The sequence below is a fragment of the Sphingomonas sp. 22176 genome, from assembly GCF_052045505.1.
GTDB lineage: Bacteria > Pseudomonadota > Alphaproteobacteria > Sphingomonadales > Sphingomonadaceae > Sphingomonas.
Genome location: NZ_JBQEPL010000014.1, coordinates 1 through 13,173, shown reverse-complemented (window position 1 = coordinate 13,173; position 13,173 = coordinate 1). Strand labels below are relative to the sequence as shown.

The window sequence follows — 13,173 nt, the reverse complement described above, 5'->3', positions numbered from 1 at the left end:
GATGACGATGCGCGCGCTTTCCACCGAAACCCGGCCCTGGTGGCGCGGCGCGGTGATCTACCAGATCTATCCGCGCAGCTTCGCGGACTCGAACGGCGACGGCGTCGGCGACCTGCCCGGCATCACCGCGCGGCTCGATCATGTCGCGGCGCTGGGCGTGGATGCGGTGTGGATCTCGCCCTTCTTCACATCACCGATGCGGGACTTCGGCTATGACATCGCCGATTTCTGCGGCGTCGACCCCGTGTTCGGCACCCTCGCCGACTTCGACGCGCTGGTAGCGCGCGCGCATGCGCTGGGCCTCAAGTTACTGATCGATCAGGTTTATTCGCACAGCTCGGACCAGCATCCGTGGTTCCAGGAGAGCCGCACCAGCCGCACAAGCGCACGCGCCGACTGGTATGTCTGGGCCGATGCGAAGCCCGATGGCAGCCCGCCCAACAACTGGCAGTCGGTATTCGGCGGCCCCGCCTGGACCTGGGACGCGCGGCGCGGGCAATATTATCTCCACAATTTCCTGCGCGAGCAGCCAGACCTGAACTTCCACAATCCGGACGTGCAGGCCGCCACCCTTGCCACCGCCAAGTTCTGGCTCGATCGCGGCGTCGACGGCTTCCGGCTGGATGCGATCAACTTCACGATGCACGATCCGCAGTTGCGCGATAACCCGCCCGCGCCGGACACGGGGCTCCCGCGCACCCGCCCCTTCGACTTTCAGCAGCATGTCTACAATCAGAGCCATGCCGACATCCCGCTGCTGCTCGAGAAGCTGCGTGCGCTGGCCGATGGCTATCCCGGCCGGTTCACCGTCGCCGAAGTCGGCGGGCCCGCACCCGAGGCCGAAATGCACCTGTTCACTGCCGGGGAGAGGCGGCTGAACAGCGCCTATGGCTTCAACTTCCTCTACGCCGATCGCCTGACGCCCGCGCTGGTCCGCGACGCCGTCGCGGAGTGGCCCGAGGCGCCGGGCGTGGGCTGGCCGAGCTGGGCGTTCGAAAACCATGACGCGCCCCGCGCCATCTCGCGCTGGGTCGCCCCCGAGCACCGCGCCGCCTTCGCTGCGCTCAAGATGCTGCTGCTGCTATCCTTACGCGGCAATGCGATCCTCTATTATGGCGAGGAGCTGGGCCTCACCCAGGTCGAGATCGGCTATGAGGACCTGCAGGACCCCGAGGCGATCGCCAACTGGCCGCTCACCCTCAGCCGCGACGGCGCTCGCACGCCGATGCCCTGGGTTGCGGACGCACCCAATGCCGGCTTCTCGGTCGCCCGGCCGTGGCTGCCGCTCGGGCCGGATCATCTCGGCCGCGCGGTGGACGTGCAGGATGCCGATCCCGCCTCGCTGCTCCGCCGCACCCGCCGGCTGATCGACCTGCGCAAGCAGCACCCGGCGCTGGTCGAAGGCGCGATGGACGTGCTGCACGCCGACGAGGCACTGCTGGTATTCACCCGCGCCGCTGGGGACCAGCGCCTCGTCTGCGCCTTCAACCTCTCGGCCGTACCCGTGGACTTGCCGCCCGCCCTGGTGGACGGGCTGGCAGTGGTGGAGGCGCTGAACGGCGCGACCCTCCACCGCCTGCCGGCTTATGCGGGGCTTATCGCCGGCTGATCCGATCCCGCCGGCATGCCGCGAGCGAGTTCGATCATCCGGTTGGCAGTCTCGCGCTCGCCCATCACCACCTCGTCGGCACCCAGGCCTTCGAGGTGCGCGACCTCGTCGGTCGAATGGGCGCGCACCACCACCGGCACGCCGGGCGCGAGCTGGCGGGCATGCTGGAGGATCGCCCCGCCCTCGAACCCGGCGGGGATGGCGATCAGCAGCTTGCTTGCCTGGCCGATCTGCGCGGCGACCAGCGTCCGCACGTCGACGGCATTACCTGCCACCACGGTTATGCCGGCCTTCCGCGCCTGTTCGGCCATATCGTTCTGGTCCTCGATCAGCGCGAAGGCCTTGCCGTGCTGCTGGAGATCCTCAGCGATCATCTTACCCACCCGGCCATAGCCGATCAGGATCACATGTCCCTTGGGCAGATCGATCGGAGCGACCGCCTCACGACCGGCTTCCGCCGCCTCGTAGCGCTTGGCCACCCAGGCGAAGAGGAACGGGTTGAGGAAGATCGAGAACATCGCCGCCGCCAGGATCACATCCCGCGCCGCTGCCGGCATCAGGCCAAGATCGGTGCCGAGCCCCGCCAGGATGAACGAGAATTCGCCGATCTGCGCGAGGCTGACCGCCACGGTGAGCCCGGTCTGGTTTGAGTAGCCGAACAGCCGCACGATTCCATAGGCTGCGAGCGACTTGCCGACGAGGATGACCGCCACCGCCGCCAGCAGCACCAAGGGCTGTTCGACCAGCACCGAGGGATTGAACAACATCCCCACCGAGACGAAGAACAGCACCGCGAAGGCGTCGCGCAGCGGCAGCGTCTCCTCGGTCGCGCGGCGGCTGAGCGAAGTTTCGCCCAGGATCATGCCGGCGAAGAAGGCGCCCAGCGCGAACGACACGTCGAAGGCAAGCGCCGCACCGAACGCCACGCCCAGCGCGATCGCCAGCACCGCCAGCCGGAACAGCTCCTGCGAGCCGGTGCCGACCACCCATTGCAGCGTCCACGGGATCACCCGGCGGCCGACGACCAGCATCAGCGCGACGAAGCCGGCGACCTTGAGGAAGGTGGAGACCAGGGGCTGGAGCAGCGACCCGCCGCCTTCCCCGCTCATCACTTCGCCCAGCACCGGCAGCAGCACGAGCGCCACCACCATCGCCAGATCCTCGACGATCAGCCAGCCGACGGCGATCCGCCCGCGCTCGGTCTGGACGATGTCGTGCCCCTGCAGCGCGCGGAGCAGCACCACCGTGCTCGCCACCGACAGCGCCAGGCCGAAGACGATACCCGCCTGCAGTCCCCATCCGGCGACATAAGCGAGGCCGATGCCCATCGCGGTCGCCGCGGCAATCTGCACCACCGCGCCGGGCACCGCGATCCGGCGCACCGACATCAGGTCGCGCAGCGAGAAATGCAGTCCGACGCCGAACATCAGCAGGATCACGCCGATCTCGGCGAGCTCGTTGGCGAGCCCCGAATTGGCGACGAAGCCGGGGGTGAACGGCCCCACCGCGACGCCGGCGAGCAGATAGCCGGCGATGGGCGAGACCTTGATCCGGTGCGCGATCGCGCCGAAAATGAAGGCGACGACAAGTCCGGCGACGATGGTGGCGATCAGGGGCGCATGATGCGGCATCGATCCTCCTTGAAATGAAAAACTGGTTCGACACCGGTCGCGCCTGAAGGCGACCGGTGTCGATGCAGGTCAGGACTGGGCCACGCCGATCGCGGTTGCCAATAGCGCTGCGGTGCCGGCAATGCCGGACCAGACGGCGATGGCGAACCATTTGGGGGGCCGCTTGCCTCTTCTTGTACGCATACAGTCCTCCTCCAGCGCCGCAGCGGCGGCGAAGACGAAGTTCAGGCGTTGGGGCGCGCTTGGCGCCTCAGCAGCGGCGGACCGGTGGCGACCGTGCGCCACGCGCACCGCACCGGATCGGGCGAAGTACCTTGGCCGGCGTGCAGGCGTAGAGCAGCACGAAGAGGGAGAGGATGGCGGCAAGCGCGGGAGCCAGTGCAACTATCGCCGCGCCACCGCCAGCGCCGTCGTGCCGCACGCCGCGGACGCTCTGCCACAGTCCCGCGGTCTGGTCGCTGCGCTTGGCGGCGATCGCCACGCTGGTCGTCGCGGGGTTGAAGGCCGCGCCGTGGACCAGCGTGTCGGGCGGACCGAGCGGCGCCACTGCGCCGAACAGCAGCGCCAGCACGAAGGTCCACACCGCCACCGGCAGCATAAGGCGCCGGCTGGTGCCCCGATCGGACATGGAGGTGAAGGAACGGCCCATCACGCAATCAACGCAGGGATCGCGTGATGGTGCCGTAACGAAGTGTTACTTGGGCATGCCTGTCAGTCCGCTCGCCTTGCGCAGCGCGTCGCCGTCGAGGCGGTAGCCGTCGAGGAACACGGTCTGGACATGACGGAGATTGCCAATGTCCTTGGAAACATCGCCTTCGACCAGGATGATGTCCGCCGTCTTGCCCGGCGCAATCGCGCCGACGCGGTCGTCCATCCCCACCATCCGCGCCGGCACGATGGTCGCGGTCTGCAGCGCTTCGACATTGGTCAGGCCGGCCTGCTGGTAGAGCTCCAGTTCGCGCACCAGTTCGAGGCCATAGCCGTCGGTACCCGCGACGATCGGCACGCCCGCCTGGTGCAATCGTCCGACCACTTCGACCATCTTGCCGAAGCTTTTACGGAAATCGTCGCGGGTCAGGCCGTCGAACAGCGGATATCCGCCGATCTTCCAGCCCCGCGCGACCGAGGGCGGCGCGACGTCGACATAGGCGGCATATTCGGGCGGCACCGCGCTGCCGTCCGAGGTCATTAACGGCTCCCACACGGTCAGCGTCGGGTCGATGATCGTCTTGCGCTTGGCGAGCTCGGCATAGAAGGCGCGCAGCTCGGGCGAGTCGCGGTTCAGGTCCTTGCCGTACTTCGCCGGCCCCTCCAGCCGCGCCGCGGTGTTGGCCTTGTCGACCACGTCCTGCGGCATCGCCTGCATCAGGATGAAGTTGATATGGGTGACTTCGTCATAGCCCGCGCGCACCGCATCGAGCGGACGCATATGCGCGGGCACATGGCCATGGACGTGCAGCCCGAGCTTGTGCGCTTCGGCCGCCGCGGGGGCGATCCAGGCCGGGTCCATCGAGGTGTAGAACTTCACCCCCCACATGCCGGCCGCCTTGATCTTGTCGACCGCCGCCACCGCTTCCGCGGCAGAGGAAACGGTGAGCGCGCCCTGCGCCGCCAGTGGATCCTTCCTGTCGATGATCACCGAAACCTTGCCGTCCGGTGCCAGCAGATCCCCCGCCGCGCGGCGCTTGAAGATGCTCTGCGCATCCTCGATCGACGAACCCGGACTGCGATAATTGGTCATGCCGGTGGCGACGTTCTGGAGCAGGTTCCAATCGTCGCCGACATGCTGGTGCGAGTCCCACAGGCCGGGGAGCAGCGTGCGGCCCTTGCCGTCGAGCACCGTCGCGCCCGGCGGCGCCGCGATGCTGCCGGCCGGGCCGGTCTTCGCCACCTTGCCGTCGGCGACCAGCACGGCCTGGTCAGGCACGTATTTGCCGGCGACCGAGTCGAACAGCAGGACGTGATCGACCAGCGTCGGCGTGTGGTTCGCGGGCACGAGGAAGCGGTGCGCCACCCCGCGCACCATCTCGGCCGCTTCCTTGTCCTGCACTTCCTTCAGCTTCGGCCCCGCCGCCTCATAGCCCTCCGGCAGCAGCGACATGCCGCCTGCCACGCCGAAGAAATGGTTCTGCGTATCCAGCCACACCGGTGAGGGCGAGAAGCCGGTGCCGGTGACATAAGCGAGCTTCACCGTCTTCTTGCCGCCCGGTCCGTCGATCTCCACCGCCTTACCGATGGTGATGCTGGCATGGCCGGTAGGCAGCAGGTCGATCCCCGCCGACCCGGCTGCGACCAGCGCGTCGACGTCCTTCTCGAACGCCAGCCAGGGGCCGCCATAGCTGTTGTAGCGCGCCTTGCCGAACGGCTTCTCGCCGGAGTCGACCGCGGTCTTCCAGTGCGCGACGCCGGCGGGATCGACGGAGAAGGTCTCGGTCGCATCGCCGCTGTCGGTGAAGCCGCGCACGGCGATGTCGACCGGCCGCTGGTCGGGCCCCAGCTTCACTACTTCGTCGGTTTCGGTGATCCAGCCGCGCAGCGACATCGACGTGCGATAGGCGATCCGCCCGTCCGGCAGCGTCCAGGACCAGACATCACCATGCTTGCCCGCGGTGGAGGTAATGGTGAAGTGCCGTGCGCCCGCGGCCGGCGTCATCAGGTCCGCTTTCTGGGTCTGCGCGGCAGCGGGAAGAATGGCAGCGGTAGCAAGCAGGAGCGCGAAGCGAAACGAACGCATGAAAGGTCCCCCCGGAGATATGATCGTCACATCCTGACACGCCTCCATCCATCGCGCAATTCGGCCAGGTCACCGAACACGAATGCAGTGTGGCAGCAAAAGCGCAGCCTCGGCGGATCTTTATGGCCTGACCATTGACCATTGACGGCCAGACCAAAGCGTGAAAGATAACGCTAACATGACGCTGGCAACATAAGCCGGCGCGCCGCTGGGAAGAGGATCGGATGGGCCGAACGACGCACAGAGTGCCAAGCGAACACGTCGCGAAGGCAAGCGTCATGGGCGGCGCCGATCCACCCTGACCCAGCACAACTGACACCAAGCAACGCGAACGACTGCCCTGCCGCAACGCCCGTCAACGGCGCTTGCGCGAGCGCTGCCGTGCGCTTCCACCACCAGCATCAAGCAAAGAGCCGGCTCAAGTCCGGCACCATTCGAGGGGATTGATCATGAACAGCATGTCCCGCAGCTTCCGCCCTGCCCGCACCGCGCTGCTTTGCGCGACCATCCTCAGCGCCAGCTGCGCCTCCACCGCCTGGGCACAGAGCACGCCGCCCGCCGGTGAGACCGCACCCGATGCGCCTTCCGTTTCGCCGCAATCGGGCGAAGCGCCGATCGCGCAGGGCAACGAGCAGGAAATCGTCGTCACCGGCTATCGCTCGTCGCTGGCCAAGGCAGTCAACGCCAAACGCGATGCCACCGGCTTCACCGACTCCATCTTCGCGGAAGATATCGGCAAGTTCCCGGACACCAACATCGCGGAATCGTTCAACCGCATTCCCGGCATCACCATCACGCGCGACGTGACCGGCGAAGGCGTGAACGTCGCGATCCGCGGCCTGGGCTCGAACTTCACCAACGTCACCCTGAACGGCGCGCCGATCGCGGTCGCTTCCTCGGGTGCCACCGACGCGCAGGGCACCGATCGCTCGGTCGACCTCAGCTTCTTCCCGACCGACCTGTTCACCAAGCTGACCGTGAACAAGAGCTACACGGCCGACCTCCTCGAAGGCGGCGCGGCGGGCAATGTCGACCTGCGCTCGGCGCGTCCGTTCGACCGCGCCGACTCGTTCATCGCCTACAACATCCAGGGCTCGAACCAGGAGCCGGCGAAGCAGATCGGCGGCCGCGGCTCGTTGATCGGCAGCTGGCACAACGACACGATCGGCATCCTCGCCGGTGTTTCGGCGCAGCGGCTGTACACCCGCACCAAGGGCTTCGAGACGATCGGCTACACCAACCCGCAGCTGACCGCGGCGCAGTGCGGCGCGACCTCGGGCTGCAACGCCACCGGCGGCGGCAACTGGACGATTCCGGCGGTTGTGCCCGCAGGGGCCGGCGCAGGCCTGGTCGCCGGCACGGTGATCGACAAGAACTTCCTGCTCGCCAACAATCCCGGCGCGACGATCCAGCAGATCGACAACGGGCTGATCCCGCGCCTTGGCCGCATTTCCGACATCCGTGGCCCGCGCGATCGCATCAACGCCATCGTCAGCGCCGAATATCGCCCGTCGGACACGCTGCATTTCTACGTCGACGGCCTGTACGGCTATAAGCACAACGAGCTGATCCGCGAGGACATGGCCTGGGTCGGCCGCAACGGCGCGTCGATCCCCACCAACCTGAAGTTCGACAAGTCGGATTGCAGCGCGGGCTGCACCGTCACCAGCGGCACCTTCGCCAACACCCAGTTCTTCGACGAATTCCGCCCCTATTACGAGACGACCGAGCTGTGGAGCGTCAACCCGGGTGCCGAATGGGAGATCAACGACAAGCTGAAGGCGACGCTGCAGGGCAATTATGCGCGCTCGACCTTCCACCGCGAGAGCCCGACCGTCGGCGGCATGACGCCGCTGGGCCAAGGCGGCACCGTCACCTACACCAACAATGGCGGCATCCCGGACATCCAGAGCAGCATCGACCTCAACAACCCGGCCAATTTCGGCTGGTACACCGGCGCGCGCGTCAACATGCAGGACGAGCGCCGGCTCAACAAGAACAAGGGCGTCCGCGGCGACCTGACCTGGGGCGATCGCGCGCTGAGCCTGAAGGTCGGCGGTGCGTTTGACGACACGTCGCGCCGGATCCGCGGCTATGACAACAGCCAGGCCTGGCAGAACGCGGTGTGCGGCAACAATCCCAGCGTCAACCTGCCGAGCCCGAACGGCCAGCCGCCGTGCGAAGGCCTGAACGCGCCGGGTGCAGCGCCCGCGGGCTATCCCACCTATCCGGGTCTCGGCACCGGCTACACCGCCGGCCAGACCGGCCCGGTGACCTATGCCGGCTCGCTGATCCCGAACGCGGCGTTCCCGACCTATCTGCAGCCCGGCCCCGCCGGCTTTGTGACGGTCAACTGGGATGCATTCCGCAAGGCCAGCAATTATGACTATTTCCACGACAATTCGCCGGAAAGCGGCGGTTCGAACACCGGCGCCAGCGGCGGCCTGATCCGCGAAGTCGTCAAGTCGGCCTTCGCCACGCTGAACGGCGAGCAGGAAGTCGGCGGCAACATGCTGCGCTTCAACCTCGGCCTGCGCTACGTCAACACGATCCAGACGATCCAGGGTCGCGTGTCGGTCGCCGATCCGCGCAACAGCACCGCGGCCGGCACCCAGATTGCAGACGGCAGCCGCTATCCGAACCTGGTCACCATCGTCTCCACCCGCAACAATTACACCAAGTGGCTGCCGGCCGCGACGGTGGCCTATGACGTCAGCTCGCATGCCGTCGTCCGCCTCGCCGCCTCGAGGACGATGACCCGTCCGGATCCCTCGGCCCAGCTGCCGGGTGTGAGCTTCGGCGCGCCGTCGGCCGACCAGGCGACGATCGGCAACCCGGCGCTCCAGCCCTACATGTCGACCAACATCGATCTCGGCTTCGAATATTATACCGGCCGCGACGGCGTGGTCAGCTTCAATGCTTTCCGCAAGTCGATCACGGGCTTCACCAACAATTCGAACGCGACGGTGCCGTTCTCGGCGCTGGCCCAGTATGGCATCACCTACGACACGCTGAACCCGACCCAGCAGATCGCGCTCAACTCGCGCGGTGGGCCGAGTGCGGCGACGGTGCTGGTCACCAGCCAGGTCAATGTGCCGAACAAGCTGAAGATCAACGGCCTGGAATTCCAGTGGGTCCAGCCGCTCGACTTCCTCACCGAGAAGCTCGGCTTCCGCGGCTTCGGCTTCAACGCCAACGCCACGGTCGTCGACCAGACCAGCGACGGCCCCGCCCAGGCGTACGGCGTTGCGCCGTTCACCTACAACATCACCGGCTATTACGAGCGGAACGGCGTGATGCTGCGCGTATCCACCACCTCGCGCGAGGGATCGCAGAGCAGCGGCAATACGCAGAACGGCATCCCGGCGGCGTCGCTGTACAACTCCGACTACACCAGCTGGGACTTCTCCTCGTCCTTCGATCTCGACAAGATCCTGGGTGTGAAGAAGGCGCCGCAGCTGACTTTCAACGTGTCGAACTTCACCAACGCGACGCTGCGTTCCTACTTCCAGTTCCCGAACGCGACGTTCACCTCGTACAAGCCCGGCCGCCAGTTCCTGGTCGGCCTGCGCGGCACCTTCTGACGCACGACAAGGGGCGGCGGTTCGCCGTCGCCCCGCTTCTTCCATTTACCAGATCTCAGGCGCTGCCCGGCCTCGGCGGTGCGACCGACGCGCGGTGGATCAGCGTCGAGGGGAAGAGCGAAGGCTCCTCCACCCCCTGCTCCTCGCCGAAGAAATCGGCCAGCAGCTTCAGCGCCGCCGACCGCCCCATCGACACGATCGGCCAGTGCACCGTCGTCAGCGGCGGCCAGATATGCGCGGCGATCGCGGTATCGTCGAAGCCGATGATCGACAGGTCCTCGGGCACGCTCATTCCCCGGCGCCGCGCGGCGTGCAATGTCGCCGCCGCCATCTCGTCGTTCGACGCGAAGATCGCCGTGGGCCGCGGCGAGAGGTCGAGCAGCCGGTCGGCAGCCGCCAGCCCGCTCTCGAACGTGTAGGTACCCTCGGCGATCATGCTGCGCGGCAGCTTGATGCCAGCATCGCTCAACGCCTGCTCGAAGCCCTTTCGCCGTTCGCGCGCCGAGCGAAAACCGTGCGGCCCGGCGATCAGCCCGATCCGGCGATGGCCGAGCGTGATCAGGTGCTGCACCGCCTCCACTACCACTTCGCAGTCGTTCGAGGCGACCATATGCTCGGCCGTGTCGAGCGTCGTCGATCCCATGCGGACATAGCGGGTACCGAGACTCTGGCAGAGCTCGGCCAGCATGTCGTTCTCGGAAACCGGGGGGAGGATCAGCACGCCGTACAGCCGCTGCCGCTCCAGGAAGGCCCGCACGTCCGCCAGCATGGTGGAGGAACCGCGATCGATCGGGCGGACGATCAGCTCGAACTCGGTGTCGCGGATGGCTTCCAGGATGCCCGCCTGGACGTTCATCACCATCTGCGCGTTGGGATTGTCGTGGATCAGGCCGAGCAGGAAATTGTGCCGCAGCGCCAGCGCGCGTGCCTGGACATTGGGTATATAGCCCAGGTCGGCGATCACCGCCTCCACCTTGGCACGGGTATCCTGGTTCAATAACGGCGAGCGATTGATGACCCGGCTGACGGTCTTCTTCGACACGCCGGCGATGCGGGCGACGTCGTTGATGGTGGGCTTGCCCGTCTTCTCCATGCGTCCATGCTATACGGCGGCGGCACCGATGGCGATAGCCGACCGAGGCAGTGGACACGGGTGGACAACTATTTCCCGCTGCCCAAATCGACACAGAATCGTGCCCGAGGCGCCGTGCCGTGCGGCGCCAAATTGCGCCCCAACACGGCGCGCCGCCGGATTACCGCCGCACGTCGAGCCCCCCTTCGGCAAAGGCGGCGAGGTCGGCGCGGGTGAACAGGCTCGCGTCGCCCGGCAGCGAGTGCTTGAGCGCGGTCAGCGCCAGCCCGGCCTCGGCCATGGCGCGCGCGTCGCCGCCCTCCAGCAGACCGTGGAGCACGCCCGCCGCAAAGGCGTCGCCGCCGCCGATCCGGTCGACGATGCCGCTTACGCGCAGTTCCTCGGTCTGCTGCCCGCCCTCGCGGGTATCGACGCGCGCAGCGATGCGGTGGCTGTCGACATCGTCGACATGGCGCGCGGTCGAGGCGATCAGCTGAAGCTTGGGGAAGGCCGCGAATGCCGCCTCGGCCGCCTCGCGCCGGCGATCGGCGCCGTCGCCCGGGAAGTGCTCGCCGAGCAGCAGCGAGATGTCGCGGTGGTTGCCGAACAGCACATCGGCGTGGCGGATCAGCTGGGTCAGCACGCCGCGCGGATCGCTGTCCCAGGCTTCCCACAGCTTGGCGCGGTAGTTGCCGTCGAACGACACGGCGATGCCGCGCGCGCTCGCCGCCTCGGCCGCAGCGATCGCGGCTGCCGCGGTGTTCGGCCCCAGCGCGGGAGTGATGCCGGAGAGATGCAGCCGGGTCGCGCCGTCGAGCAGCGCATCCCAGTCCCAGCTCTCGGCAGGACGAGTCGCGAACACCGAGCCCGCGCGGTCGTACACGATCTCGGAAGCCCGCAACCCCGCGCCGGGGGTAAGGAAATACAACCCCATCCGGCCGGGCTTGGCGACGACATGCCGGGCATCCACCCCGCGACGCCGCAGTTCGCCGACCGCCGCCGCGCCCAGCGGATTATCCGCCACCGCGCTGATCATCCGAACGTCATGGCCCAGGCACGCCAGACCGGTCGCGACGTTCGCCTCCGCCCCGGCAATCGCCACGTCGAGCTTGGGCGTCTGCAGCAGCAGTTCGCGGCCCGGCGGCGAGAGCCGCAGCATCATTTCCCCGAAGAATGCGAACGTCATCGTGCCAGCCAGCCTCCGTCAACGGCGAGAATATGCCCTTGCACATAGTCCGAAGCGCGCGATGCAAGGAAGACCGCAGCGCCCCCAAGATCCTCCGGATCGCCCCAGCGCCCCGCCGGGATGTGCTCGAGGATCTGGCGGTTGCGCGTCTCGTCGGCCTGGAGCGCCGAGGTGTTGTTGGTGGCGATATAGCCCGGCGCGATCGCGTTTACGTTCACGCCCTTCCCCGCCCATTCGTTGGCCAGCAGCTTGGTCAGCCCGGCAATGCCCGATTTGGACGCGGTGTAGCTCGGCACGCGGATGCCGCCCTGGAAGCTGAGCATGGAGGCGATGTTGATGATGCGGCCCCGTTCGCCCGTCTCACCGAAGCGGCGGACCATGAACTTGCCCGCCGCCTGGCAGAGGAAGAACACCGATTTCAGGTTGGTGTCGACCACCGCATCCCAGTCCGCCTCGGTGAAGTCGAGGCTGTCGGCGCGGCGGATGATCCCGGCATTGTTCACCAGGATGTCGATTTTCCCCAGCTTATCCACAGCTTCGTCCACAACCCTGTCCACAGGCGCGATCGTCGACAGGTCGGCGGCAATCATCTCGGCGCGGCGGCCGAGCGCGCGCGCCTTGCGCACGGTTTCCTCCGCGGGCGTGCGGCCGACGGCGGCGATGTCCGCCCCCGCCGCGGCGAGCGCCAGCGCGATGCCCTGGCCGATGCCGGTGTTGGCGCCGGTGATGACGGCCACCTGGCCGGTAAGGTCGAAGGGGTTGGTCATGGCATGTCCCTCTCCCCCTCCCGCCTGCGGGAGGGGGAGCTAGGCGCTCAAGCCAGCTGGCAGATATCCAGCACCTGCATGTCGGTATAATCCTGGTTCTCGCCGGCCATCGCCCAGATGAAGGCATAGGCCTTGGTGCCCGCACCCATATGGATCGACCAGGGCGGGCTGATCACCGCTTCCTCGTTGGCCAGGACGATATGCCGGGTCGCCTCGCCCTCGCCCATGAAATGCATCACCCGATCCTTCTCCAGGTCGTCGAGCTCGAAATAGAAATAGATCTCGCTGCGGCGCTCATGGACGTGCGGCGGCATGGTGTTCCACACGCTGCCCGGCTTGAGCACGGTCAGCCCCATCACCAGCTGCGCGCTGTCGCACACGCCGGGGATGACCAGCTGGTAGATCGTTCGCTCGTTGGACTCGGCGAGGCTCCCGCGCTCCAGCGCATTGGCATCGGCGATGCCGAGCTTCCGGGTGGTGAACGCCTTGTGCGCCGGGCAGGACGCCAGATAGAAACGCGCGCCTTCGCCGGAGAAGATCACCTCCTGTGCACCCATGGTGACGTAGAGGCAGTCCTTGTTGCCGAGCGC

9 protein-coding genes are annotated in these 13,173 nt (G+C 67.2%); 2 read left to right on the top strand and 7 right to left on the bottom strand.

Annotated elements, in window-relative coordinates; genetic code table 11:
• Position 1: 1 nt before the first annotated feature.
• Complete coding sequence (locus tag ACTJKY_RS21360; protein ID WP_440848090.1) at positions 2 to 1,609, top strand: alpha-glucosidase; 1,608 nt, start codon at positions 2 to 4, stop codon at positions 1,607 to 1,609.
• On the opposite strand, the gene ybaL is transcribed toward ACTJKY_RS21360, so the two are convergent.
• The 3 genes from ybaL to ACTJKY_RS21345 all read right to left on the bottom strand — a co-directional run bounded on the left by ybaL (position 1,585) and on the right by ACTJKY_RS21345 (position 5,974).
• Entirely contained in the window at positions 1,585 to 3,240 is a 1,656-nt protein-coding gene (gene ybaL, locus ACTJKY_RS21355) for a YbaL family putative K(+) efflux transporter (RefSeq protein WP_440848089.1), read from the bottom strand. The two genes, ACTJKY_RS21360 and ybaL, sit on opposite strands and share 25 nt — an antisense overlap.
• A 250-nt stretch (positions 3,241 to 3,490) precedes the next feature.
• A complete protein-coding gene (locus ACTJKY_RS21350; RefSeq protein WP_440848088.1) occupies positions 3,491 to 3,889 on the bottom strand; it encodes a hypothetical protein in 399 nt (132 codons plus the stop codon).
• Between the two features lie 45 nt (positions 3,890 to 3,934).
• Positions 3,935 to 5,974: an amidohydrolase family protein gene (locus ACTJKY_RS21345; RefSeq protein ID WP_440848087.1), complete on the bottom strand. Its 2,040-nt coding sequence runs from the start codon at positions 5,972 to 5,974 to the stop codon at positions 3,935 to 3,937.
• A 449-nt stretch (positions 5,975 to 6,423) separates the two neighbouring features.
• Between ACTJKY_RS21345 and ACTJKY_RS21340 the strand changes: the two genes are divergently transcribed.
• The gene (locus tag ACTJKY_RS21340) at positions 6,424 to 9,558 is read left to right on the top strand and encodes a TonB-dependent receptor (RefSeq protein ID WP_440848086.1); all 3,135 of its coding nucleotides are present in this window, start codon (positions 6,424 to 6,426) and stop codon (positions 9,556 to 9,558) included.
• 55 nt (positions 9,559 to 9,613) lie between these two features.
• Here the strand turns inward: ACTJKY_RS21340 and ACTJKY_RS21335 are convergent, their stop codons facing one another.
• The 4 genes from ACTJKY_RS21335 to kduI all read right to left on the bottom strand — a co-directional run.
• Entirely contained in the window at positions 9,614 to 10,651 is a 1,038-nt protein-coding gene (locus tag ACTJKY_RS21335) for a LacI family DNA-binding transcriptional regulator (protein WP_440848085.1), read from the bottom strand.
• 160 nt (positions 10,652 to 10,811) lie between these two features.
• Positions 10,812 to 11,816: a PfkB family carbohydrate kinase gene (locus ACTJKY_RS21330; protein WP_440848084.1), complete on the bottom strand. Its 1,005-nt coding sequence runs from the start codon at positions 11,814 to 11,816 to the stop codon at positions 10,812 to 10,814.
• On the bottom strand, positions 11,813 to 12,583 hold the full coding sequence (gene kduD, locus ACTJKY_RS21325) for a 2-dehydro-3-deoxy-D-gluconate 5-dehydrogenase KduD (protein WP_440848083.1): 771 nt from the start codon (positions 12,581 to 12,583) through the stop codon (positions 11,813 to 11,815). The genes ACTJKY_RS21330 and kduD overlap by 4 nt, the downstream gene beginning before the upstream one ends.
• 47 nt (positions 12,584 to 12,630) lie before the next feature.
• Positions 12,631 to 13,173 (bottom strand): 5-dehydro-4-deoxy-D-glucuronate isomerase (kduI, locus tag ACTJKY_RS21320; protein WP_440846345.1); only part of this gene is annotated, 543 nt, incomplete at its 5' end.